Here is a 24,029-nt window from a genome sequence, read left to right as displayed (position 1 = left end):
CCGGCCACGATTGTGGCCGGTTTTCTTTTAAGCGGGTCGCAAGTTTTGCAGAATATCGCAGCGCTGCTTTACCGCTTCATGTAACAGCCTAACCGTGGCCGAAAGCTGTTTACGGTGTGGGCAAATCATCGTAAGCGGAACGCTATCGCCTTGATACTGAGGCAAAATAATCTTCAGACGACCTTCGATAACGTCTTCACTGACATCCAGCCAGGATTTATAGGCAATCCCTTCACCTGCGACGGCTAACCGGCGAATCACTTCCGCATCATCACTCATCATCGCGCTTTTCACCGCGACATGGTGTGCGTCGCCATTCAGGCTGAGCGTCCATTTATCATAAACCCGCCCACGGATCGCATAGGTCAGCGCGTCATGCGACACCAGATCGCTGAGGGTTTTAGGCTCGCCGCAACGTTCGAGATACGATGGCGCTGCCACGATAACCCGGTGGTTATGCGGGGCAAGCGGTAATGCCACATAAGAGGCGTCGTCGTTATTGCCATAACGGAAAGCCACATCCACCGGATCTTTAAACACGTCTGTCACTTGGTCGGAGAACAATATTTTCAGTTGCAGCGCCGGATGTTCGCGGCGAAAGGCTTGAAATACCGCCAGCAACAGATTGCGCCCGAGGTCGGAAGGAACGGCAATTTGCAGCACGCCACGCACTTCGTCACGTGCAGGTTGGATTTGCTCAAATCCCGCTTCCAGAGTTTGCAGGGTGCTGATGGCGTACGGCAGCCAGATTTCACCTTCTGGCGTCAGTCTCAGGCTGCGCGTTGAACGGGCGAAGAGACGGATATTCAGCGATTGCTCAAGGCGTTTGATGGCGGTGCTGACCTGCGCAGGCTGCAATCCTGCTTCGCGCGCGGTGTCGCTAAAACTGTTTAAGGCGGCGGCCCTGACAAACAAAGTGAGGTCTTCCAACCTGAGCATTTTAACTCTCCGAGTATAAGTGTTGTTTTCCAGGGACTATTTTTCGCCCGCAACACACCTTGTACCATGAGTTTATTCATTTAGTCTCTGGAGCACCCAATGAAAGCTATCGCTATTACTCAGGCCGCGCAGGCGGGCAGCAATGTAGATTTTCTCAGCGAGGTCACTTTACCGACACCTGTCGCCTCAGGCCATGATTTACTGGTCGAAGTGAAAGCCATTTCGGTGAATCCGGTGGATACCAAAGTTCGCGCGGGTTTTAAAGCTGATCAGCCACGAGTGTTGGGCTGGGATGCGGTCGGTGTGGTGGTCTCAACGGGTGAAGCCGTCACCCTGTTTAAGCCGGGTGATGAAGTGTGGTACGCCGGTTCGTTGACTCGCCCTGGAAGCAATAGCGAATTCCAGCTGGTGGATGAACGCATCGTGGCACTGAAACCTAAATCCATTGATAACGCGTCTGCCGCCGCACTGCCTTTAACGGCGATCACGGCATGGGAAATGTTGTTTGACCGTCTGGGGGTAAAAGAAGGCGGTAGTGAAAACGATGTGCTGCTGATTGTTGGCGCGGCAGGTGGCGTGGGTTCAATTTTGACGCAGCTGGCGCGTCAGCTCACCAACATCACCGTGATTGGCACGGCGTCACGTCCGCAAAGCCAAAAATGGGTCACTGATTTAGGCGCGCATCATGTTATCGACCACAGCAAACCGCTGACGGAAGAACTGGCACGTATTGGGGTGAAACAGGTTACCCATGTTGCGAGCCTGAATCAGACTGAGCAGCATTACACGCAGTTGATTGAGGTGCTGGCACCACAAGGGAAACTGGCGTTGATTGACGACCCTGACACGCTGGATGCGCGTCCGCTGAAGGTGAAAAGTATTTCATTGCACTGGGAATTTATGTTTACCCGTTCAATGTTCGAAACTCACGACATGGTTGAGCAGCACCACCTGTTGACTCGCGTGGCTGAATTGATTGACCAGCGCGTGCTGCAAACGACCCTTGGCGAACATTTCGGCACCATTAATGCCGCAAATCTGCGTCGGGCCCATGAATTAATTGAAACCCATCGCGCGGTCGGTAAAATCGTGCTCGAAGGTTTCTAACTTCATAATAATCATAACGAAAAATATACAGGTAATATGATGGATATCATTCAATCAGCAGCATCACGCTATTCAACAAAAGCATTTGACCCAAGCAAAAAAATCAGTGACGAAAACATTGAAAAAGTGAAGGAGTTACTGCGCCTGAGTCCGTCCAGTACTAACTCACAGCCGTGGCATTTTATTTTGGCCAGCACGCCAGAAGCTAAAGCGCGCATTGCTAAGGCGACAGCGGGTTTTTACGTCTTCAACGAACGCAAAGTACTTGATGCTTCGCATGTTGTGGTGTTCTGTGCCAAAACCAGCATTGATGAGCAGCATCTCTCCACGCTGCTGGATAAAGAAAATGCGGATGGCCGTTTTGCCAGCCAGCAGGCAATGGAAGGGCAACACAAAGGCCGTTCTTATTTCGTCAATATGCACCGTTTTGATTTGAAAGATGCGCAGCATTGGATGGAAAAACAAGTTTATCTCAATGTCGGGAATTTCCTGTTGGGTGTATCCACGCTGAACATCGACGCCGTGCCGATTGAAGGTTTTGACGCCCGTACTCTGGATGAAGAGTTTGGATTGCGTGAAAAAGGCTTCACCAGCCTGGTCATCGTGCCTATCGGTTATCGCAGCGTGGAAGACTTTAACGCCGCACTGCCAAAATCACGCCTTGAGTTCAGCGAAATCTTAACGGAGTGCTAAGCATGGCCGATAACACGCTGTCGATTATTGCGGTGCTGAAAGCAAAAGCGGGGTGTCGCGAGTCGCTTAAATCAGCCTTGCAGGCGTTGATTGTACCGACGCGGCAGGAAGAGGGATGCCTGGATTACGCATTATTCCAGCTTCAGGAAACACCTGATGTGTTTTATATGCGCGAATCCTGGAAAGGGCAGGAAGCCCTGGATGCCCACATCGCACTGCCGCATTTTCAGGCGTTTGTGCAGCAGATGGATGCGTTACTGGCAGAGCCTTTGCAGTTAGTGCGTTTGAATGCCATTGAGCCGCAAATTTAGTTAATACCGGATCGCTGCGCTAATTGTTTGTACAACGTCGGGTTAGCGCAGCGTTTTTTACAAGGTGGAATTCACTTCAGTACTCACCACTTTCAGCGTTTTTTCACCCGCACGAAACTGACCCTGTCGCACATAACCGATATGGTCAGCCATCAGATGGGCTTCATGTTCACTGTGAGTGACCAACAGCGCTGTTTGCCCCGCATTGCGCAAAATATCCCGCACCTCGCGGCCAAGGCGTTCGCGCGTTTGTTTATCAAGACTGGAAAACGGTTCATCGAGCAGCAGGATCTCGGGATTCGGTGCCAGTGCTCGCGCTAATGCAATACGCTGTTGTTGCCCGCCGGATAATTCGTGTGGGTAGTGGCTGGCATGGCTGTGTAAATCCACCATTCTGAGCAGTTCAGTGACACGTGCATGTTGCTCATCGCGTGGCAGGCGACGCAGGCCAAATGCCACGTTTTGCTGCGCAGTCAGATGCGGGAATAACGCGTATTCCTGAAATACCATGCCAACATGGCGTTTCTCAGGGGGAAGATGAATTCCAGGCGCCGCGACGCGTCGTTGCGAAACATAAATTTCACCGTGTTGCAGCCGTTCAAAACCGGCAACAGCCCGCAGAACGGTCGTTTTCCCACAGCCGGATGCACCCAGCAGGCAGGCCAGTTCACCCTTGCGCACCGACATCGAAAACCCTTTCAGAACAGAATGTTGGCTGTTGCCGTAGGCAACGTGCACATCCTGAAGACGTAACGCAATTTCTGACATAAATCGTTCCTCTAGCCCTGACGCGTCATCTGGTGACGCACCAGTAAAATAACCGGTAACGTGCCCGTGAGAACGATCATCAAGGCGGCGATAGCCCCTTCTTCGTAGGTTCCCCGCGCCGCTTCTGCGTATAACAGTGTCGCTAATGTCTCAAAGTTTACCGGGCGCAAAAGTAAGGTAGTCGGCAGTTCTTTCATGGCATCGGCGAACACCAATAATGCACTGCTGACCAGCGCTGGGCGCAGCAACGGGAAATGAATTCTGGCAAAGGTTCCCGCGCCATTTTCCCCGAGCAATCTTGATGCCTGTTCCAGAGAAGGGGGAATGCGGCTAAGCCCGGAATCCAGTGCGCCAATGGCAATGGCCTGAAAACGCATCGCACAACAGATGACCAATAAGATACCGGCAGACATGAGCGGTAAACCGCGAATCTCGAGCAAGTCCGCCAGCCATCGATCCACGGCCATCGCTGGAGTGAGAAAACCAATGGCCAGTATGGTGCCTGGAACCGCGTAACCCAATGACGCAAGACGCATGACACCACGGCGAAAGCCTGACATCGTGTTGTCTGCTGCACTGTGGCGCGCGCTCCATGCCACCAGTAAACTGACACAAACCACTACCAGCGTGGTTCCCGCAGCCAGCGACAAGGTATTTTGTAACGCAGAAAGCAATGAAGGTGAGAGCGGGTTTTGTTCACCCAAACGTTTAATACTCTCCCACGCCAGAAAAATCACCGGCGCAACAAAGCCCAGAATGACGGGCAGGGCGATAACAGCGCCAAGCAACCAACCCCGCCAACCGCGTATCGGTGTCGGTTGAATCTCACGTAGGTTTCGGCTGCTAAACCCTTGCTTTTTACGGCCATAAAACTCAAGCGTCAGGATGCAGAAAATAAACATCAGCATCATGCAGGCGATTTGCGCCGCCGAAGCCAAATCTGAACGCGAAATCCAGGTGGTATAAACCGTGACGGTTAAGGTTTGAACGCCAAGAAATTCAGATGCACCAATATCATTGAGCGTTTCCAGAAGCGACAGACTGATTCCGACTGCCAGAGCCGGGCGGGCCATCGGCAGTGCCACACGAAAGAAGGTGCCTGCCGCGCTGCATCCTAACGTGCGAGCCGCCTCCAACAGATGCGCAGGTTGGCTGATAAACATGGCGCGAGTGGTCAGATAGACGTACGGATACAGCACCAGCCCCAACAGAATAATCGCACCCGGAAGTGAACGTAAGTCAGGAAGGCGGAACTGTCGCGGGCTGTCATATCCAAGTAAAAAGCGGAGGAATGTTTGCAGTGGGCCGATGGGATGGAGCAAATCGAGCCAGGCGAAGGCCACGATATAGGTCGGCATGGCCAGCGGCAATAACAGCGCCCAATTGAGGATTTTGCGCCCCGGGAAATCCCAGGCAGTCACGGCCCATGCGCTTCCCACACCAATCACACCCACGATGACGGCGACACCTGCCAGCAACAGCACGGTATTTTTTAGCACCGAGGGAAGGACAAAATTGACCAGATTTTCCCAGTGCGAAAAATCAGCCTGTGTTGCCTGCCAGATAAGCGCAACAATAGGCATCAGCACACCTAACGCGATACATAATGCGGCAAGGTGCAGAGGCGTTAAGAGTGACTGCGGCCCGGAAAACAGGCCGCGTAACGTCGGAAGACGAAGTGTTTTATTGATCGAATCCAACTTTATCTACCAACAGGCTCGCTTGTTTACGATGTTTCACGATCTCGGTTAACGGGATTTTATCGACGTCAATTTCACCGATAGTTGCGCTAATGACCGGGTCAAGATTCACCCCTTTCAGAACCGGATACTCAAAGTTCGCTTTGGCATAAATCTGTTGGGCAGGAGCAGAAACCAGGTATTCCATCAGTTTCACTGCTTCGGCTTTATTCGGTGCATAGCGGGCCACAGCAGCCCCACTGATATTGACGTGTGTGCCACCTTGTTCGAAGGTGGGTTTCACCACTTTAATCGCATCGCCCCACTTGCGTGCATCGCTGCCTTCTTTGGCGTTTTTCATGTGGCCAATATAGTAGGAGTTAGCCAGGCCGATATCGCAAATACCCCCGAGAATGTCGCGCGCAACATCACGATCGCCACCCGTGGCTTTACGTGCCAGATTTGCTTTCACACCGCGCAGCCACTCTTCTGTTTTTGCTTCACCATGGTGAGCAATCATCGCGGCAATAAGAGCTGTGTTATACGGATGTTGTCCGGAACGAATACAAACTTTGCCTTTGTATTCAGGGTTTGAAAGTTGCTCGTAATGCCAGTTATCAATGGGCAGGGATTTATCTGCATAGAGCACACGGGCACGCATTGAAAGCGCGAACCACTGGTTATCTTCGCCACGAAGGTTTGCCGGGATGGCGGTTTTGAGCATGGCAGAGTCCACTGGCTGCGTGACACCTGCTTCAACTAAATCAATGAGATTACCCGCATCGACGGTCATCAACAGGTCGGCAGGGGAGTTTTTCCCTTCCGCTTTGACGCGCTCAAGCATGCCGTCTTTGATGTAAACCGTATTGACTTTCACGCCGCTGGATTGTGTCCAGCTATCCAGCAATGGCTGAATGAGGCCGGGTTCGCGGGTGGTATAAAGCGTCAGATCGCCTTGTGCGAAAACGGGCAGACTAACGGAGAAAACCAGTGCGGATGCAAGCGTGATACGTCGCAGTCCAGTGCGAGGCTGAGCAAACTCATTCATCGTTATATATCCCTGAGTGATTTGAACTTATCGGATTCAGAGCAGAGAGGCATCCCTGCAGGCTGGCGCAAGATAAATGATAATCACTATTGTTTACAATCGCAGAAGTGCACAGAACGTCCGCATTTACATAACTTTAACTGGAAGGGTTTGCTGGATCACACAGATTGATACAACGGAGATTTCACGGACAGGAGTGTTGTTTCCAAAAAGCAAAAAGCAAAAAGCAAAAAGCAAAAAGCCCGCTTAGTTTCCTAAGCAGGCTTCTTAAATTTGGCTCCTCTGACTGGACTCGAACCAGTGACATACGGATTAACAGTCCGCCGTTCTACCGACTGAACTACAGAGGAATCGTTTGAACGAGGCAAATAGTAACGTCACGTTCAAAAAGAGTCAATAACAAAAATAACATGTTGATTCAGATGATTAAATTAAGCTCAACTTGTTGAATTAATGCACCGTATTTCCGTTAGATGCTGGCCTGTTTTCACTCTCGCGTAACCGTAACAACGGGTTTTGGCCGTAAAACTGGCAAAATCGCTGATAAAGTGAAGGAAAACGCGGGGCGAAAAGCTCAGGTGCGCTGAAAAAATACTCTGAGAGCACTGCAAAACATTCTGCAGGTTCCGACGCTGCATAGGCATCAATGCTGGCGGCGTTTTCGCCCACCAGGTCGATTTCGTCCTGAATGTTGCTCATTGCTGCTTGGAGGTCATGCTCCCAGCCGGCGACCTCACGCAGGGCAATTAACGGAATCCCACTGGCACGATCGCCGTTGCGCATATCCAGTTTATGAGCCACTTCATGGACGACCAGATTAAATCCGGAGGCGTCAAAGGAGTCCTGCACGTCAAGCCAGTTAAGCACAATAGGGCCTTGCTGCCAGCTTTGGCCGGACTGAACGACGCGCTGATTATGAACAAGGCCAATGTCATCTTGCCATTCGTCATCCACCACAAAAGGAGCGGGGTAGATGAGGACCTCATGAAAACCATCAAGCCACTCAATACCTAGCTCCAGCACCGGCAAGCAGAACAGTAGCGCGATACGCGCACTTTTTAGATCATCAAGCTCAAAGCCTTGCAAAGGCACCAGGCGTTTTTGCTGTAAAAAACGGTCCGCAAGACGGATCAGTTTATCTTGCTCGGCAGGCGTGAGCGTTGCCAGAACAGGAATGGACAAAGCCTGCTCCCACGGCAGTGCTGTGACAGCAGATGAATCACTTGCTTTCCAGGGCCACTTAATCATGTTACTCGCTCGCAAAGTCATCTCTTGAACGGAAAACTACTATACCGTGACTGTGAAAATGCCGCACTAGTGGGGCACATGGCAGCGACCTGAACAGGACCGCCCGAGAAAACGATTAGAACGTGTTCTCTGTGCCATTATTCAAACACTTACCAAAAAACCTTTCAACGACACGAGTCACAGTTGAGTGGATGGGCTTAATTTATTTCTTTTCTGAATGGTTTTAAGAACGATTAGGAATGAAATCTGTGCACGAAGGATTATCGAAGCGGTAAAGCAAAAAGCCCGCAGTGCGGGCTTTGGATTAACAAGCAACCAATTTGTTTGAGATTAGAACTGGTAAATCATACCAATGCCAACGACGTCATCAGTGGAAATACCCGCTGCTTTGTAGAAGTCATCATCGTTGTCTAGCAGGTTGATTTTGTAATCAACGTAGGTAGAGAAGTTTTTGTTTAGGTAATAGTTCGCGCCAACAGAGACATATTTAACCAGGTCTTTGTCATTCCAGTCGCTATTGTCGTTACTCATTAAATCTTTACCTTTTGATTGCAGGTAAGAGATTTCTGGACGCAGACCAAAGTCGAACTGGTATTGAGCAGTGACTTCAAAGTTCTGAGTTTTATTGGCAATGTAGGTATCACCATCACCAAACGGGGTCATGTTACGCGTTTCGGCGTACATCGCTGCCAGATAGATATTGTTGGCGTCATATTTCATACCAACAGTCCAGACATCGGCTTTTTCGCCACCAGCAAGGCTGCCACTTTGCTGTTCGTTGGTACGATCTGAGGAAGCATATGCAGCACCGGCGTTGAAGCCCATACCGAAATCATAGGTAGTAGAAATACCCCAGCCATCGCCGTTATCTTTACGCATGGAACTGTCATCCCCACTGCGATTACCGGTACCTTCCTGGTCAAACAGACCATTTTTGCCTTCGTTAGCCCCCTGGTACTGGATAGCGAAGTTCAGACCGTCAACCTGACCAAAGAAGTTATTATTACGATAAGTCGCCACGCCATTTGTACGGCCGGTCATAAAGTTGTCGGTATAGGTATAGGAGTCACCACCAAACACAGGCAACATATCGGTCCATGCTTCAACGTCGTAGACCACGCCGTAGTTACGACCGTAATCGAATGAGCCGTAGTCACCAAATTTCAGACCTGCGAAGCCCAGACGAGTTGCACTCTGATTGCTGCTGCCTTCAGTATCATTAGCTTGAATGTTGTATTCCCACTGACCGTAACCGGTCAGTTCGGAGTTGATCTGAGTTTCACCTTTAAAACCAAGACGGACATAAGTCTGATCGCCATCATCGCCAGCGTTGTCAGAGAATTGATGGCGCGCATCAACCTTGCCGTATAAATCAAGCTTATTACCATCTTTATTATAAACTTCCGCCGCGTGTGCAGTACCCATTGCCAATAATGCAGGGATCACCAATGCCAGTGCTGTTCTTTTCATTTATATATTCCTTTAAATCATAATCATTATCAATAATTAATCGTATGGCTTCCTCAAAAAACGCATTAATCTTATTACAGGTAGTTCAATATATTTATCTGCAATCATGTAACTGTATTGGTTCAAATAATACAAAATGTGTCTGGATTTTTGTTTGTAAAATGTTGATTTTTAAGGGTATTAATATAAATTAAGACTATTCTAATTTAGCATTAATATGCATTTATAAAGTTTTATATGAAATTGTAATTCCTTGCTTGTTGTATTATTTCTGATTGATTAAGTTTTATTTAATATAAATTTTCGCGAATCTTAAATATGGATTTTAATTGTGATAACTTTTATTTTATAAACATTATTATATAATATGAAGCGCACTTTATTTTTCGTGAATATACATGGGTTAATAAATGCTCAAATGTATCTTTATTGTTAATGTCATGAAAAACAACATTATATCTTACAATTTTAAGACTCATCCTAATTAAAACGAGCACTTTAGCCTGTCAAAAAACAGCAAAAATGTGATAAAAATCACGTAAGGGAGATGGGACACCCATCACATAAACAAGCTAAGCAATTGAGAGACTTATGTCAGACGTTATGGACGCGAAACCGACCCGCACACCGGGTGGGAAATTGGCACTGTGGTTGTTTTATGGATTTTGCCTGTACACGGTTTGGGCTGTACTGCGTTACTTCTGGGTGGTGAGCGATGTCACCGGCGGGGATATGGGCTCGCTGGGGGGGAAACTTCTCGGAGCATTAATGGGTTTATTGGTTCTGGGATCGGTTGCGGCATTATTAGGTTGCCTTGCCTGGTACACGCGTGCCAGATGAAAATCCCCGTTGTCTTTCGAAGTACTCGAAATACAAAAGGTATAAATCGTGCCAGGGTGAGCTATTGTCAGGGCAGAACTTGCTAATTCTGTGATCTTGTACTCATATTAAGTACCGGGTCCAGCTACGAAGTAAGGAGTACGTATGCCGATAGCCCTCTGGCAAGCGCGTTTTGAAGAGTATTTGCACCACAACTGGTTGCAGGACGATAAAGCCCACGATGTGGCCCATTTCCGGCGAGTATGGAAAACCGCGCAACAAATTATGGAAACGACAGAAGCCGACCGGCTGGTGGTACTCACCGCGTGTTACTTCCATGACATCGTCAATTTGCCGAAAAATCATCCTGAGCGACACCTTGCTTCCACACAGGCAGCACAAGAAACGCTGCGTATTCTTGATGCGCATTTTCCCGATTTTCCTCATCCGCTATACGATGCGGTTGCTCATGCGGTGCGTGCGCACAGTTTCAGCGCTGCCATTACCCCGCAAACCCTTGAAGCGAAGGTGGTGCAAGATGCTGACCGTCTGGAGTCATTAGGCGCAATAGGGCTTGCTCGCGTGTTTTACACTTCAGGTGCGTTAGGTCGCCCCTTGTTTGATAGCGAAGATCCACTCGCATATGGCCGTGAACTGGACGATGCCACCTACGCACTCGACCATTTCCAGAAAAAACTATTGAAACTTCCTGAAACCATGCAAACCGAAGCGGGACGAAAACTGGCCCATTACAATGCTGATTTTTTAGTGCATTACATGGCTAAGCTGTGCGCTGAACTCAAAGGCGATTACTACGGCATTGAAAGTAAGGTCGTCGAACAATTTACCTCCAACAAACGCTCTTCATAAAAATTTCGTTCTAAAAATTTCGTTCTAAAAATAAAAGGATGCCCGCATTGCTTGCGGGCCGTTCTGTTTTTCTCTGGGTCAAATCAGTGATAGAGTTGCACTCTATTTTCCCTGAATTGGTTCATGATGAACGACTTCGACGCTATTGCCGAGCAACTCTCACAACAATCGCACCACCAGCAACAACAGCAACTGGAAGAAGACTACGCGTTAGTGAGCCGTATTCTGGAAATCTATGACCAGAAAACCGTGGCTCATCATTTGCGCCAGGTCAGCGGTGACTGGACGCGTGAATCGCTAAACCGTTGGGTTAACCGCAAGTCCTCGCCTCGCATTCTGACTTCCGCAGAACGTGCAATGCTGAAAAATATGTTGCCTCCGCTACCTGCGCACCACGGAAAGTACGCGTTTAAATTCGTCGATTTATTTGCGGGCATTGGCGGTATTCGTAGCGGATTCGAAGCGATTGGCGGGCAATGCGTGTTTACCAGCGAGTGGAATAAATACGCGGTGCGCACTTATAAAGCCAACTGGTACTGCTGTCCTGAAAGTCATCAGTTCAATCAGGATATCCGTGATGTCACCCTTAGCCACCGGGATGATGTCAGCGATGAGCAAGCCACTGCGCATATTCAGGCAACGATGCCCGATCACGATGTGCTGCTGGCCGGTTTCCCTTGCCAGCCGTTTTCTCTTGCTGGTGTGTCGAAGAAAAATGCTCTGGGCCGTGCTCACGGGTTTGCTTGTGAAACGCAGGGTACGCTGTTCTTCGATGTTGCTCGCATCATTGACGCAAAACGACCCGCCATCTTTGTGCTGGAAAACGTTAAGAATTTAAAAAGCCACGATAAAGGCAACACCTTCCGCATCATCATGGAAACCCTGGATAACCTGGGTTATGAAGTTTCTGATGCGGCAATAATGGGCGCTGGCGATCCTAAAATCATCGACGGTAAAAATTTCCTGCCGCAGCATCGCGAACGAATTGTGCTGGTCGGTTTCCGCCGGGATCTCAATCTGCATAACGATTTCACGCTGCGTAAACTAAGCGAGTGTTACCCCAAACGTCGTCCAACATTTGGTGAATTACTTGAACCCGCGGTGGACGCGAAATATATCCTGACGCCGACGCTCTGGAAGTACCTCTACAATTACGCGAAAAAGCACCAGGCTAAGGGGAATGGTTTTGGTTACGGCTTGGTTGACCCAACGAATCCAACGAGCGTGGCAAGGACTTTATCCGCGCGTTACTACAAAGACGGCGCAGAAATCCTTGTGGATCGTGGTTGGGACAAATCGCAGGGAGAGGCCGATTTTGATAATGCAGATAATCAACTACGCCGCCCACGCCGTTTAACGCCGCGTGAATGTGCACGTCTGATGGGTTTTGAAACGGTGCAGGGGAGTGCATTCCGTATACCGGTATCTGATACTCAGGCTTACCGGCAGTTTGGTAATTCGGTGGTGGTACCTGCTTTTGCTTCGGTGGCAAAGCTACTTGAGCCGAAAATCAAGCAGGCGGTCAAAAAGCGCCTGACCAAGTAACTCAACAATAGCGCGCGTTCTTTGCGTGTACATATAAGGAAAACCGATGGTTGATGTACACAGCAAAGCGATTCGTAGCAAGAATATGCGTGCTATTGCTACACGCGATACGGCAATTGAAAAACGGCTCGCCGCGTTATTGTGCGAGTGCGGATTTTCCTTTCGCGTACAGGATGCAACGCTTGCCGGAAAACCCGACATGGTTATTGATGAGCAGCGTTGCGTTATTTTTGCGCACGGCTGTTTCTGGCATCACCATCATTGCTACTTGTTCAAGGTGCCCGCTACACGTACCGAGTTTTGGCTGGATAAAATAGGTAAAAATGTCGAACGGGATAAGCGCGATGTTCAGCGTTTATTAAGTGAAGGGTGGCGAGTGCTTCTGGTATGGGAATGTGCACTGCGTGGCCGTGAGAAACTGAATGATGTCGCGCTTTGCGAACGTCTTGAGGAGTGGATTTGTAGCGGCGGGCATCATGCACAAATCGACACCCTTGGAATACACGAGCTTAAAGACGACGGGTGGCAGCCACCACCCGAGAGCTGATTACTTTTCTATCTCACAGGGTGTCACCATCGGCTTTGGGGGCAGAAGATATTTCCCCAGTGTGACCAACACAACGGCAAAGATAATCACGCCAAGAGCCAGCCATTCCACAGGGGATAAACTTTCCCCGGCAAAACCCGTTCCCAATAACACCGCAACGACCGGATTGACGTAGGCGTAACTGGTGGCAACCGCGGGCGCGACATTACGAATCAGATACATGTATGCGCTGATGGCAATAATCGAACCAAACAGAGAGAGATAAGCCACTGCCGCGAAACCCGCTGGCGTTGGCATAGAGGTCAGACGCTCGCCGGTTAACGCCGAGGCCGTCAGCAAAACAATCCCTGCGGCCAGCATTTCAACGGCTCCCGCCATTAAGCCAGTCGGCAATTCAATGCGTGACCCGTAGACTGAACCGAAGGCCCAGCTTAATGAGCCAATCAAAATCAAAATTGCACCCCAAGGATTCCCGCTCAGGTTTCCTCCGCTGTTAAGCAACACGATACCGCCCAGGCCAATGGCGATACCAAGCCATTCCAGCTTACGGGTCTGAATACCAAATAAGCGGCTAAAACACAGCGTAAAGAGGGGAACCGTGGCTACCATCACGGCAGCAATGCCAGAAGGAACATGTTGATGCTCAGCAACCGTAACAAAACCGTTGCCCACCGCCAGCAATAATACGCCAATTAACGCAGCGTTAAGCATGGGGCGCAGGGCGGGTAATTTATGGCCCCGCAGCAACAAAACCGCCATGAGAAGGATACCTGCGACCATGAATCGCACACCGGCCATCATAAATGGAGGCCAGCTCTTCACCCCTATGGCGATGGCAAAGTAAGTGGAACCCCAGATGATATACAACGCAAACAATGCAGCAACAAGCGGCAGCAATTGACCCGAACGAACGCGCATACTTCCTCACGGCTTTTTAGTAATAAGGCTAATAGTTAACGTCAAAACAGTCGTTCTGGCGAGGATTTTACTTGTTGTAAGATTGTTAATTTTTATTGACAGCGGACTTTGATTTTCGTGAGCGACCTTTTGTTCCATACTGAGTACAAACTAACAAAGAAGGATACTTATTTTGGCTGGAAGTAGCTTACTAACACTGCTGGATGATATCGCCACCTTACTGGACGATATTTCGATGATGGGGAAACTGGCTGCGAAGAAAACGGCCGGGGTGCTGGGCGATGATCTGTCGCTCAATGCGCAACAAGTTTCTGGCGTGCGGGCTAACCGCGAACTACCGGTGGTCTGGCAGGTGGCGAAGGGTTCCGCCATCAATAAGGTGATCCTCGTTCCGCTGGCGTTAATCATCAGTGCTTTTGCACCCTGGGCCATTACACCTTTATTGATGATTGGTGGGGCATTTCTTTGTTATGAAGGTGTGGAGAAGGTTGTTCACTCCCTGCATGCGCGTAAACACAAAGAAACACCGGAAGCCCGACAACAGCGACTGGACGATATTGCCGCCCAGGACCCGCTCATTTATGAAAAAGATAAAGTCAAAGGGGCCATTCGCACCGACTTTATTCTCTCGGCCGAAATTGTCGCGATTACATTAGGGATTGTGGCAAGCGCTCCTTTGCTTAACCAGGTGCTGGTGCTGTCAGGGATTGCAATAGTGGTAACCGTCGGGGTTTATGGTCTGGTAGGCATCATCGTGAAACTTGATGACCTCGGTTTTTGGCTGGTAGAAAAAGGCTCGATGGTCGCACGCGGCATCGGTAAAGGGCTGTTAATACTGGCGCCGTGGCTGATGAAATTCTTATCGGTCGTTGGGACACTGGCGATGTTTTTGGTCGGCGGCGGTATTCTGGTTCATGGCATTCCGGTTCTTCATCACGCCATTGAAAATTGGGCACAGCAGTTGGGCGGTATCGTGCATTTGCTGGGGCCAACGGTTGCTAATCTGATTATCGGATTTATCATCGGGGCCATCGTGTTGGCAGTGGTAAATGGGGTAAATCGCCTGCGTAACAACACAGTTCACTAATTTTTTGTCATTATTTTCATTTAAACCCAGGCAAAACGGCAGGTCATTGTCTATAACTGTAGAAGTTTTCACCCCTGATACAGGAGGCAGTTATGGTCTTTGTGGTCAGCGATGAAGTCCAACCTAAGAATGGTGGCCCAAGGATGATTGTTACCGGGTTTTCCAGCGGTATGGTGGAGTGTCGTTGGTATGATGGTTATGGCGTAAAACGTGAGGCCTTCCGAGAGGATGATTTGGCCCCACTGACAACAGGGAGCGTGTCACAAGGATAACGTTGAATCGCCCGGTCATTACCGGGCGATTTTTTTTCCTGGCACCCGCCCGCCTGGTGAGTGGTATACTTTTCCCGAATATATTTACCCTTGAAAATCACTCAGGGTGATAATCTACGACACTATTACTAAGAACCGCCCCATGTCTTGCGAGAAAAAGACTACGGCAGCTGTGACTGGCGATAAGATGATTGCGGTATCAGGGAGAGTGTGAGTGTTTGGCGAGGCAATTCAGCGCGATTTCAGCCGTTTCAAAAACCCACGAAATATAGTTAACCTTTGTTTTATAGTGGTTTTTATCTTTTCCACGGTACTGACGTGGCGTGAAGCTGTGGTGCTTGAAGGGGCATACGTCGCCAACCAACGCAACAGCCTCGATAACGTCGCAACTTTGCTGGACAGACAACTTCAGCACAACATCGATAATTTGCTGTTTTATCGCAATACCATGTTCTACGCGCTGCAATCCCCGATCTCAACGGACCGAACCCGAAAATCCCTCGCCGAGTTTGATCTTTTACGCACCGAAGCGTTCTGGCAACTGCGCCTCGATTTAAATCGCAGCTTGCCGGTAAATGGCGTTTCGGACGAGTTTGTTAACAGCAATCCGTTGCTCGACCGCAATGATCAGACGGTTCACACGGAACTCAGTTCAGCACTCGAATTAAGCTATATCATGCGCTTATCAGACCGGTCACGAACGTTACCGCAACGGATATTCTATGCTTCGCGAAGCGGCTTTTTCCTGACCAACACCCCCTCAGCCAACGACCCGAAGATCATTTCTTTGTATCAACGTTTAATCTCGCAACCCTATTTTTCCTCGCAATCGCCACAAAATAATCCCTCACGGGCATTGCGCTGGACACACACATTTGATGCGAACAGCACCACCGGGCAGATCATTACGGCGGCGATTCCCCTGGACTTCAATGGCCGCTGGTACGGTATTCTGGCATTCGATTATCCGATTGACTCACTGCATGATTTTTTACAACAAGCCAAATATGACGATCATGAAGGCACGGTGTTGCTCTATGACAACGAACTCAACCCTATCGCGACGTCGGCTAAACAGCTGCCGAAACATGAATTATTTACTGCGCCTCAGCTGGCACAAATTGCCAGTGTCGTGACGGCAGCAAAACCTGGGGAGCAGGGCGAATTACGCATGGACAGCCGTTTTATCACGTGGGCGAAGCTCAACAACTTTGACGGCTTGCTGGTAAAAGTTCATACCCTGGAAGAGGGAGTGCAGGGTGAGTTTGGCCGCATCAGTATTGTGCTCAGCATACTGTGGATGCTGTTTACGCTTATGTTGGTTGTTTCCTGGATTGTGATCCGCCGCCTGGTGAATAACATGTTCAGCCTGCAAAAAACGCTGACCTGGCGTGCGAATTACGACACATTAACGCGCTTATACAATCGCGGGGCTTTCTTCGAGATTGCGCAAAAATTGTCGCAGGAATGCAAGCAGCAAGCCCAACCATTCTCGGTTATTCAGATGGACCTTGATCTCTTCAAAAGCATCAATGACCGTTTTGGACACAACAGTGGCGATAAAGTCCTGGCCCATGCAGCAGCGATGCTCAGTGATGCGTTTCGTCAGGGGGATGTTGCCGGGCGCGTTGGCGGAGAAGAGTTTTGTATCGTACTGCCTGACACGACGCTTGAAGAAGCGGTAAAAGTGGCTGAACGCATCAGAGTGCGTATCAATACTAAAGATCTGCTGTTAAAGCAGGGCAATATCACGAGGATCAGCGCATCCTTCGGCGTCAGCAGCGCTCAGGAATTCAACGATTACGATTTTGAACGGCTGCAATCCCACGCAGATCATCGCTTGTACAAAGCGAAACAGGACGGGCGCAATCGGGTCTGTAGCCACGATTAAGTCAGCGCGATTTTATCGTAATAAAGTGGTCAAGACCCTCTCTCCATCCTTCAGGGCCATAGTTCTGGCTGCGATACACGCGCTGCGGATTGTCATTTTTCAGCGTGATGGGTTGGCGGCTGTAGCCTTTCACGACAACCGCATAATCGACGCTATCCAGCAATAAAGCATCACTTGGGCTGTCGCCGAGCCCAATCGTTATGTGCCTTTTCCCTTCACGTTGCTGATATTGCTGTTGCAGCCAATGTACCGCGTGATCTTTACCCGCCTGCATATCGAGCACATGCCAGAATCGTCCGCCTTGTAACATCATTAAACCAAGTGATGCGAGCTGCTCGCAAAATGCTGTCATCATGTCGTCGCTATCGCGCCAGATTAATGTTTCCGATGCTTCGCTGAGCTTAGCAAGGCTTGCCTGCTTTCGTGTTAGCCCCGTCAGTTTGCAAAGGGTATTCTCGTCGACATCGGCAAAACAGGTGAATTTAAAGCCAAATTTCTGCCGCAGCTTATCAAGCAGAGAAAACAGCTCTTCATGGCGGATTCCGGTAAACAGGCGAGGGTAGTCGTCACTGCCACTCCATCGCGTATCAAGCTGGATAACCGCGCCGTTTTCCGCGATAAATGCCTGCCCCGTTAATGACAATTCATTTTGCCATTCCATAATCTCAGCGGCACTTTTTGCGCTGCATAAAATCAAGGGGATGTCGTGTTGCCGCAACACGCTGATCCACTGACTAGCGGCTTCCCACCGATAGGAGTGATGCTCCAGCAGCGTGCCATCCAGATCTGAAATGATTAATAACGGATCGTGCAAATATGGCATGGAGCGTCTCCTGAAATTCAAAAATGAAGATCCTGATGGTTAAGATTTTTCTCAATTGGATCAATAACACTAATCACATATAGGTACGCAAATTTTTACCGGAAGCCGCGTCAGGCAAGAAATGCCTGCGCTTTTTAACCTGGCCATAGTCGAAATCTAAATATACATATGGTGAATAATTCATTGTTTTGAAATAAAACTGAGGTATGGTGAACGCACATCAGATTTCCTGGTGTAACGAATTTTCAAGTGCTTCTTGCTAACGCAAGTTTAGTCCCGGCTTTCTCGCCGGGATTCTTTTATACCCGTTAGGTATCTAGCGGTTCACTTCATTAACGCTAAAGTCGTGTATATCCAGTTCAAAGGCTTCCGCGAGTTCGGAGTAGGTATGCCATGTGCGGCCATCGATACTCACCCGATGGGGATCATCGCTATCGCTCGCACGCGTAACTTCACTTTCGCTTATCTCATTGATGGCTGCCAGCAACGCATCGACATCGATACGTGCCGTGTCATTGAGGTCTTTCGCGCTCTTCATGCCGTCGTCCTCCAGGGGTGTACCCGAGATTAAGTATAGACGCTTAAATAAACCCTTAAGGTTGGGCATCACCCGATGCGAATGAGTCGTTTTTGATCTAAACTGGCACAAAGCAACTGGAGGGATTTTGTTATGAATATCAACGATCGCGTCACAGTAAAAACCGATGGTGGCCCTCGTCGGCCAGGCGTGGTGTTAGCGGTAGAACAGTTTAGCGAAGGTACAATGTATCTGGTGTCGCTTGAGGAGTATCCGTTAGGAATCTGGTTCTTTAACGAGTTAGGGCACCCGGACGGTATTTTTGTGGAGCATTCAGAGTAGCCTCCTGGGGCGGATTAGCTTGTGCTATCCGCCACTCATACCCGTCATACTTCAAGTTGCATGTGCGTTGACTGCGTTTGCTCACCTCAGTCACTTACTTGAGTAAGCTCCTGAGGACTCACAATCTTGTCGCCTGCCTGAAACTTGAATTATTTTGGGTATGACATTTAGCGCAAATTAACAAAAATACCATTGGTCACATTATCCGTCAGTCGGACCACATGGTATATCACTTGCTTATTATGTGTTTTTATCTTCCGCTTTATATTTCCCTTATGCGATGACACCGTTTTAGCTTTTATATTCATCTGGTCTGATATTTGAATTGTGCCTTGCCCGGACATCCACATTTTGAGCATATTCGACTCAGTTCGACTTAATGATAACGTGGGTAAATTAATATGACCGATGCAATGCGCATTTTTTGCCAAATATTCAGAAAGAATTTCATCTAAGGACTCTGGCTTTATTGATTTGGAACTGATTAACAGATTACTCCGAACCAAAAGATATTCATCAAAATGAACGTTCGCTATCGCCATAAAGACCAGGAATAAAGTATTGGGATGCTGATTAATGATCTGCTTAATTTTCTCGCTGCTTTGAGCATCATGGATGAAACAGTCTTCATTAATAAACACCACGTTGGGCGTCTGAGACTCGCAGGCTTGCGTCAGTTCCTCGATAGTCTCCACGTTGGTCATCTGTCGTTTTCGTATGCCACGACTGGTCAAATATCCTGTTAATCCTAGCCGGGTATAACTGCATAAATCCATAATGATTGTTGACATAACCCCCCCTACCCGTAATTAAGTATTTTTAGGCGTAATAACTATCCAGTAAAGCCATGTATAATTTGCTAAGAAAGTTCTCAAAGTAAAGTGAATATTACATTTTGTGAGATAGCTAAAAGCATATAAGCCGCGCCGGATATATCCTGGTGGATGTTATTTAAGAAATCTTTTAGGAATATCCTCAGTAAGACTCTACAAAGAATGTGGAATTAATTTGCAGGTATTTCACTCACAATATCTGCGAGCAAATTAAATACTTCGCTAAATAAATGTTCAGTGAATGGAGCCATCAATGGAATTAAGGCCGTCATGACTAACATACCAACGGCAAGGGTGAGTGGAAAACCAATGACGAACACAGAAAGTTGAGGGGACATACGGTTAAGTAAACCGAGGGCGATGTTCAATGTCAGCAGTAATGTAATCAGTGGAAGCGCCAACATTAAGCCGTTAATGAAGATTAAACCGCCTGCGCGCGTCAGCGCCATAAAGGCATTACTGTTAATCGGATTTCCGCCGATGGGCAGGGTGTGAAAAGTGTCGACCAGCATCGAAATCAGCCATAAATGGCCGTTAAACACCAGAAATAACAACATTGCCAGCATGTCCATAAAACGGGCCAGTACCGGCATGTTCAGGCGGCTGCCAGGATCAAAGAAGGTGGCAAAAGACAAGCCCATCTGTAGACCGATGATTTCCCCGGCGGTACGAATGGCGGCAAAGGCAAACTGCATGGTGAAGCCCAGCGCAATGCCAATCAAAATTTGCTGTGCCCCAAGCCAGAAACCAGCAACCGAGAAAATGGTCACATTCGCTGCGGGTATCGTTGGGGCAATTATCCAGGTGATCATTATCCCAAGGCCAATTTTCACCTTCTTGGAAATTGATCGTTCGCTCAGAATCGGGGCGGTAGAGATCAGGGCCATAATGCGCAGAAATGGCCAGAATCCCATGCTCAGTAATGTGAGCCACTGCCCGCTATCAACATGAATCATCCAATGTTCATCGGGATGTTTGTGAGCAGCGTGCGCATGTAATCCAGCAGCAGATTGAGCATCCATGGCCCAGCCACGATAATCGTGACAAAAACGGCCAGAATTTTAGGGATGAACGAAAGGGTCATTTCGTTAATCTGCGTGGCGGCTTGTAGCATGCTGATGATAAGACCTGTGACCAATGCCACCATCAACAACGGTGCCGCGAGCGCCAAAGCCACTTTCATCGCTTCGGTGCCCATCATCATGACTGACTCAGGAGTCATCTTTTTCCCCTCTAACTGTAGAAACTCTGAGCCAGCGAGCCGACCAGCAGTTGCCAGCCATCCACCAACACAAACAGCATTAATTTAAAGGGCAGGGCAATGGTTGCCGGTGGCACCATCATCATCCCCAGCGCCATCAGCACGCTGGCGATCACCAGGTCGATAATCAAAAACGGAATGAATACCGTAAAGCCAATCTGGAAGGCCGTTTTCAGCTCACTGGTGACATAAGCCGGAAGCAATATGCGCATTGGCACCACTTCCGGACCTTCGAGCGGTGGCGTATTCGCCAGACGGGCAAACAGCGCCAGATCGGCTTCACGGGTTTGGCGCAGCATGAACTCGCGCAGGGGCTGAGAACCTTTTTCCAGCGCTTCATCCATCTGGATTTTGTTCTCGCTAAACGGCTGATAAGCATCGGTATAAATTTTATCGAATACCGGAGCCATAATGAAAAAGGTCAAAAACAGCGCCAGCCCAAGCAGCACCTGGTTTGGCGGTGCTGACGGGGTGCCTAACGCACTGCGCAGCAGACCAAAAACAATAATGATGCGCGTGAAGCTGGTCATCATCAGCAGGATGGCCGGTAAAAAAGTCAGCGAGGTAATAAAGACCAGCGTCTGAACCGGCAGCGTCCAGCTTTGACCTCCGTTGGACATCGGCTGGCTGATAAGACCCGGCAGTTGAGCAAAAGCGGCTGGCATCACAAACAGCAGGCCGAGCAACGAGAAGGGGATCCAACGTTTCATCAATCTTTCCCGTTACGTTTAAGCAGGTTTTTCATCAGACTGTGTTTCATCAATTCACGGAAATCAGCAGGGGCCGCAGGAGACACAGCTTCAACCACGGGTGCGGCTGGCAGGGTATGCAAATGGGTGATTTGCCCGGCGGTGACGCCGAGCACCAGACGCGCATCTGCTACATCCACAATCACCACGCGTTCGCGCGGGCCAACGCTGCAACTGGCGCTGACTTTCATCTCTTTGCTGGAACCCGTTTTGGGAGTGAAACCAAAACGTTTTGCCACCCAGGCAGCCAGCAAGATAAAAATGATAATCGCCGTTAACGCGCCACTGACTTGTACCAAAGGAGAGCCAGTGTTGGTGGCGGGTTGCTGCTGAACAGTTGCCTGGTTTTTCATTGCATTAACAGCTCATTGAATTAACGACTCAGACGACGCATACGTTCAGATGGCGTAATGATGTCAGTGATGCGCACGCCGTACTTGTCGGCCACCACCACCACTTCACCTTGCGCAATCAAATATCCGTTGATCAGGATATCCAGCGGCTCGCCTGCAAGGCCATCGAGTGCCACGACCGAACCTTGCGATAAACGCAGCAGTTCTTTAATGGTCATACGCGTACGGCCCAGCTCCACGGTCAGCTTGACCGGAATGTCCATAATCAGGTCGATGTCCTGCATCGCACCGGCAATGTCATTGCCTTCCAGCGCACGGAACACGCTATCTGCGGTACTTTTGCTGGTGGAGACTTTTTGTTCGTTTAACGCATCAGCCCACAGATCGTCCACGGAGCCGGCATTGTCGTCGGACGGTTGATTAATATCACTCATTTGGGCTGTTCCTCGTTCAGCGAATTCAGTATCGGGTTGATCAAATGTTCGACGCGCAAAGCGTACTGACCGTTAAGCGTACCGTACTGACTGGTCAGCACCGGAACACCGTCAACGTGTGCCAGAATTCTGTCCGGTTTATCAATCGGCAGCACGTCACCAGGTTTCAATTTTAAGATTTGCGACAAACGTAGCGGAATGTCAGCGAAGTTGGCAATCAGCTCCAGCTCGGAATGCTGTACTTGACGCACCAACGTATCGCGCCAGCTTTGGTCTTCCTGGCGGGAGTTTTCCAGCGGCGGATTCACCAATAGCTCGCGCAACGGTTCAATCATGCTGAACGGCAGGCAGATATTAAATTCGCCGGTCAGGTTGCCTATCTCTACATGGAACGGGGTATTCACCACGATGTCGTTTGGCGACGTCGTGATATTGGTAAATTTCACCTGCATTTCGGAACGCACATATTCCACATCAAGCGGATAAATGGCTTTCCACGCGTCGCTGTATGATTCCAGTGCCAGCTTCAGCATGCGGTTAATCACACGCTGTTCGGTATGGGTAAACTCCCGGCCTTCCACTTTGGTAGGAAAACGCCCATCGCCACCAAACAGGTTATCAACGGCGATGAAAACCAGGCTGGGTGAAAACACGAACAAACCTGTACCGCGCAGCGGTTTTAGGTGCATCAGGTTGAGGTTGGTGGGTACCGGCAGGTTGCGGGCAAATTCGTGATAAGGCTGAATGCGAATCGCCCCGACGGTAATGTCCGGGCTACGACGTAACAGGTTAAACAGCCCCATACGGAACTGACGGGCAAAACGCTCGTTAATGATCTCCAGTGCCTGTAGACGTTCACGCACCACGCGACGCTGGGTATTGGGATCATACGGACGAATGTCCGTTTCCGTCGATGCACCCGCAGTCGGTTCATCGCTACTGTCACTGTCGCCATTTAACAGTGCATCAATTTCGGCCTGTGAAAGAATGCTATCGCCCATGGGATTACCGCAAAATAAAGGCGGTATACAGCACGTCGCTGACTGCCTGTTGTGGTTGCCCGGCGACAAGCGGCGGTGCCAGCGTATTCTTTATGGCTTCAACCAGCTTTTGTTTGCCTTCATCGGTCGCCAGAGCCGCGCCGTCCTGACGAGAAAACAGCAGCAGTAAGCGGCTGCGCACTTCCGGCAAAAATTCGCTCAGACGTTGGCGCGTGCCTTCATCCTTCAGGCGTAATGTGACACCGATGTACAAAACGCGGTCAGCATCACCGAGGTTAACGGTGAAAGTATCCAGTGCATAAAACACGGGTGCTGGCGGTGGCTCAGGCGCCTTAGTCTGAGCGGAAGCGGGTTGCTGCTTCATACGCCAGTAGCTGTAACCTGCGGTAGCACACGCAGCAAGAGTAATCAGGACCAGTAACATCATCCAGATGGAGCTCTTGCGGCTTTTTGGCAAAGCGGTGTCAGTCATAAAACGCATCTTTCCTGTATCGGTACTGCATA

The 24,029-nt window shown here is 49.4% G+C and carries 28 protein-coding genes and 1 tRNA gene; 11 read left to right on the top strand and 18 right to left on the bottom strand.

The window, feature by feature from the left end:
* Positions 1-27: 27 nt before the first annotated feature.
* Positions 28-939, bottom strand: coding sequence for a LysR family transcriptional regulator (locus tag BSPA111_RS03370; protein ID WP_183269776.1), 912 nt, complete (start codon positions 937-939; stop codon positions 28-30).
* A 99-nt stretch (positions 940-1,038) separates the two neighbouring features.
* Between BSPA111_RS03370 and BSPA111_RS03365 the strand changes: the two genes are divergently transcribed.
* From BSPA111_RS03365 to BSPA111_RS03355, 3 genes are read left to right on the top strand one after another with little or no spacing between them, the layout of a single operon-like run.
* Positions 1,039-2,046, top strand: a complete 1,008-nt coding sequence (locus BSPA111_RS03365) for a zinc-binding alcohol dehydrogenase family protein (RefSeq protein WP_183269775.1) — start codon at positions 1,039-1,041, stop codon at positions 2,044-2,046.
* 39 nt (positions 2,047-2,085) lie between these two features.
* A complete protein-coding gene (nfsB, locus tag BSPA111_RS03360; protein WP_183269774.1) occupies positions 2,086-2,739 on the top strand; it encodes an oxygen-insensitive NAD(P)H nitroreductase in 654 nt (217 codons plus the stop codon).
* A 2-nt stretch (positions 2,740-2,741) separates the two neighbouring features.
* Positions 2,742-3,050: a putative quinol monooxygenase gene (locus BSPA111_RS03355; RefSeq protein WP_183269773.1), complete on the top strand. Its 309-nt coding sequence runs from the start codon at positions 2,742-2,744 to the stop codon at positions 3,048-3,050.
* A 57-nt stretch (positions 3,051-3,107) separates the two neighbouring features.
* Here the strand turns inward: BSPA111_RS03355 and BSPA111_RS03350 are convergent, their stop codons facing one another.
* The 6 genes from BSPA111_RS03350 to ompC all read right to left on the bottom strand — a co-directional run bounded on the left by BSPA111_RS03350 (position 3,108) and on the right by ompC (position 9,263).
* Complete coding sequence (locus BSPA111_RS03350; protein WP_183269772.1) at positions 3,108-3,818, bottom strand: ABC transporter ATP-binding protein; 711 nt, start codon at positions 3,816-3,818, stop codon at positions 3,108-3,110.
* A gap of 11 nt (positions 3,819-3,829) precedes the next feature.
* Entirely contained in the window at positions 3,830-5,518 is a 1,689-nt protein-coding gene (locus BSPA111_RS03345) for an iron ABC transporter permease (RefSeq protein WP_183269771.1), read from the bottom strand.
* The gene (locus BSPA111_RS03340; RefSeq protein WP_183269770.1) at positions 5,502-6,545 is read right to left on the bottom strand and encodes an extracellular solute-binding protein; all 1,044 of its coding nucleotides are present in this window, start codon (positions 6,543-6,545) and stop codon (positions 5,502-5,504) included. The genes BSPA111_RS03345 and BSPA111_RS03340 overlap by 17 nt, the downstream gene beginning before the upstream one ends.
* A 274-nt stretch (positions 6,546-6,819) precedes the next feature.
* Positions 6,820-6,895 (bottom strand) — tRNA-Asn (locus tag BSPA111_RS03335).
* Positions 6,896-6,995: 100 nt separating this feature from the next.
* Positions 6,996-7,793, bottom strand: coding sequence for a DgsA anti-repressor MtfA (gene mtfA, locus BSPA111_RS03330; RefSeq protein WP_183269769.1), 798 nt, complete (start codon positions 7,791-7,793; stop codon positions 6,996-6,998).
* Between the two features lie 330 nt (positions 7,794-8,123).
* Positions 8,124-9,263 carry a porin OmpC gene (gene ompC, locus BSPA111_RS03325; protein WP_183269768.1) on the bottom strand — a complete coding sequence of 380 codons (1,140 nt, stop codon included), beginning with the start codon at positions 9,261-9,263 and terminating at the stop codon, positions 8,124-8,126.
* Between the two features lie 603 nt (positions 9,264-9,866).
* Between ompC and drpB the strand changes: the two genes are divergently transcribed.
* From drpB to BSPA111_RS03305, 4 genes are all read left to right on the top strand, one after another.
* Positions 9,867-10,103 (top strand): cell division protein DrpB, encoded by a 237-nt coding sequence (gene drpB, locus BSPA111_RS03320; protein ID WP_183270283.1) that lies wholly within the window; start codon positions 9,867-9,869, stop codon positions 10,101-10,103.
* A gap of 144 nt (positions 10,104-10,247) precedes the next feature.
* On the top strand, positions 10,248-10,952 hold the full coding sequence (locus BSPA111_RS03315; RefSeq protein WP_183269767.1) for a phosphohydrolase: 705 nt from the start codon (positions 10,248-10,250) through the stop codon (positions 10,950-10,952).
* 126 nt (positions 10,953-11,078) lie between these two features.
* Positions 11,079-12,497, top strand: a complete 1,419-nt coding sequence (locus BSPA111_RS03310; protein ID WP_183270282.1) for a DNA cytosine methyltransferase — start codon at positions 11,079-11,081, stop codon at positions 12,495-12,497.
* Between the two features lie 46 nt (positions 12,498-12,543).
* Positions 12,544-13,044 carry a very short patch repair endonuclease gene (locus BSPA111_RS03305; RefSeq protein WP_183269766.1) on the top strand — a complete coding sequence of 167 codons (501 nt, stop codon included), beginning with the start codon at positions 12,544-12,546 and terminating at the stop codon, positions 13,042-13,044.
* On the opposite strand, the gene yedA is transcribed toward BSPA111_RS03305, so the two are convergent.
* Positions 13,045-13,962, bottom strand: coding sequence for a drug/metabolite exporter YedA (gene yedA / locus BSPA111_RS03300; protein ID WP_183269765.1), 918 nt, complete (start codon positions 13,960-13,962; stop codon positions 13,045-13,047).
* A gap of 172 nt (positions 13,963-14,134) precedes the next feature.
* On the opposite strand from yedA, the gene BSPA111_RS03295 reads away from it, so the two are divergent.
* The 3 genes from BSPA111_RS03295 (at position 14,135) to dgcQ (ending at position 17,212) form a co-directional block, all read left to right on the top strand.
* The gene (locus BSPA111_RS03295; protein ID WP_183269764.1) at positions 14,135-15,049 is read left to right on the top strand and encodes a DUF808 domain-containing protein; all 915 of its coding nucleotides are present in this window, start codon (positions 14,135-14,137) and stop codon (positions 15,047-15,049) included.
* 92 nt (positions 15,050-15,141) lie between these two features.
* Entirely contained in the window at positions 15,142-15,321 is a 180-nt protein-coding gene (locus tag BSPA111_RS03290) for a YodC family protein (RefSeq protein ID WP_183269763.1), read from the top strand.
* Between the two features lie 214 nt (positions 15,322-15,535).
* Positions 15,536-17,212: a cellulose biosynthesis regulator diguanylate cyclase DgcQ gene (gene dgcQ / locus BSPA111_RS03285; protein WP_183269762.1), complete on the top strand. Its 1,677-nt coding sequence runs from the start codon at positions 15,536-15,538 to the stop codon at positions 17,210-17,212.
* A gap of 1 nt (position 17,213) precedes the next feature.
* Here the strand turns inward: dgcQ and BSPA111_RS03280 are convergent, their stop codons facing one another.
* On the bottom strand, positions 17,214-18,035 hold the full coding sequence (locus BSPA111_RS03280; RefSeq protein WP_183269761.1) for a mannosyl-3-phosphoglycerate phosphatase-related protein: 822 nt from the start codon (positions 18,033-18,035) through the stop codon (positions 17,214-17,216).
* 316 nt (positions 18,036-18,351) lie between these two features.
* Entirely contained in the window at positions 18,352-18,573 is a 222-nt protein-coding gene (gene yodD / locus BSPA111_RS03275; RefSeq protein ID WP_183269760.1) for a YodD family peroxide/acid resistance protein, read from the bottom strand.
* A 132-nt stretch (positions 18,574-18,705) separates the two neighbouring features.
* Here yodD and dsrB point away from each other — a divergent pair, with 132 nt between their 5' ends.
* Entirely contained in the window at positions 18,706-18,894 is a 189-nt protein-coding gene (dsrB, locus tag BSPA111_RS03270; RefSeq protein WP_183269759.1) for a protein DsrB, read from the top strand.
* Between the two features lie 167 nt (positions 18,895-19,061).
* On the opposite strand, the gene rcsA is transcribed toward dsrB, so the two are convergent.
* The 8 genes from rcsA to fliL form a co-directional block, all read right to left on the bottom strand.
* A complete protein-coding gene (gene rcsA / locus BSPA111_RS03265; protein WP_183269758.1) occupies positions 19,062-19,685 on the bottom strand; it encodes a transcriptional regulator RcsA in 624 nt (207 codons plus the stop codon).
* Positions 19,686-19,897: 212 nt separating this feature from the next.
* A complete protein-coding gene (gene fliR, locus BSPA111_RS03260) occupies positions 19,898-20,683 on the bottom strand; it encodes a flagellar biosynthetic protein FliR (RefSeq protein WP_183269757.1) in 786 nt (261 codons plus the stop codon).
* Positions 20,680-20,949: a flagellar biosynthesis protein FliQ gene (gene fliQ, locus BSPA111_RS03255; protein ID WP_064545507.1), complete on the bottom strand. Its 270-nt coding sequence runs from the start codon at positions 20,947-20,949 to the stop codon at positions 20,680-20,682. The genes fliR and fliQ overlap by 4 nt, the downstream gene beginning before the upstream one ends.
* Before the next feature lie 11 nt (positions 20,950-20,960).
* On the bottom strand, positions 20,961-21,698 hold the full coding sequence (gene fliP / locus BSPA111_RS03250) for a flagellar type III secretion system pore protein FliP (RefSeq protein ID WP_183269756.1): 738 nt from the start codon (positions 21,696-21,698) through the stop codon (positions 20,961-20,963).
* Positions 21,698-22,090 (bottom strand): flagellar biosynthetic protein FliO, encoded by a 393-nt coding sequence (fliO, locus tag BSPA111_RS03245; RefSeq protein WP_183269755.1) that lies wholly within the window; start codon positions 22,088-22,090, stop codon positions 21,698-21,700. The genes fliP and fliO overlap by 1 nt, the downstream gene beginning before the upstream one ends.
* Positions 22,091-22,110: 20 nt before the next feature.
* Positions 22,111-22,524: a flagellar motor switch protein FliN gene (gene fliN, locus BSPA111_RS03240; RefSeq protein ID WP_183269754.1), complete on the bottom strand. Its 414-nt coding sequence runs from the start codon at positions 22,522-22,524 to the stop codon at positions 22,111-22,113.
* Entirely contained in the window at positions 22,521-23,525 is a 1,005-nt protein-coding gene (fliM, locus tag BSPA111_RS03235; RefSeq protein WP_183269753.1) for a flagellar motor switch protein FliM, read from the bottom strand. Before fliM ends, fliN begins: the two co-directional genes overlap by 4 nt.
* A 4-nt stretch (positions 23,526-23,529) precedes the next feature.
* Entirely contained in the window at positions 23,530-23,997 is a 468-nt protein-coding gene (gene fliL, locus BSPA111_RS03230; protein WP_183269752.1) for a flagellar basal body-associated protein FliL, read from the bottom strand.
* Positions 23,998-24,029 lie beyond the last annotated feature (32 nt).

Source organism: Buttiauxella sp. A111 (assembly GCF_014189855.1).
Taxonomy (GTDB): domain Bacteria; phylum Pseudomonadota; class Gammaproteobacteria; order Enterobacterales; family Enterobacteriaceae; genus Buttiauxella; species Buttiauxella selenatireducens.
This window is presented reverse-complemented; position numbering and strand designations above follow the sequence as displayed.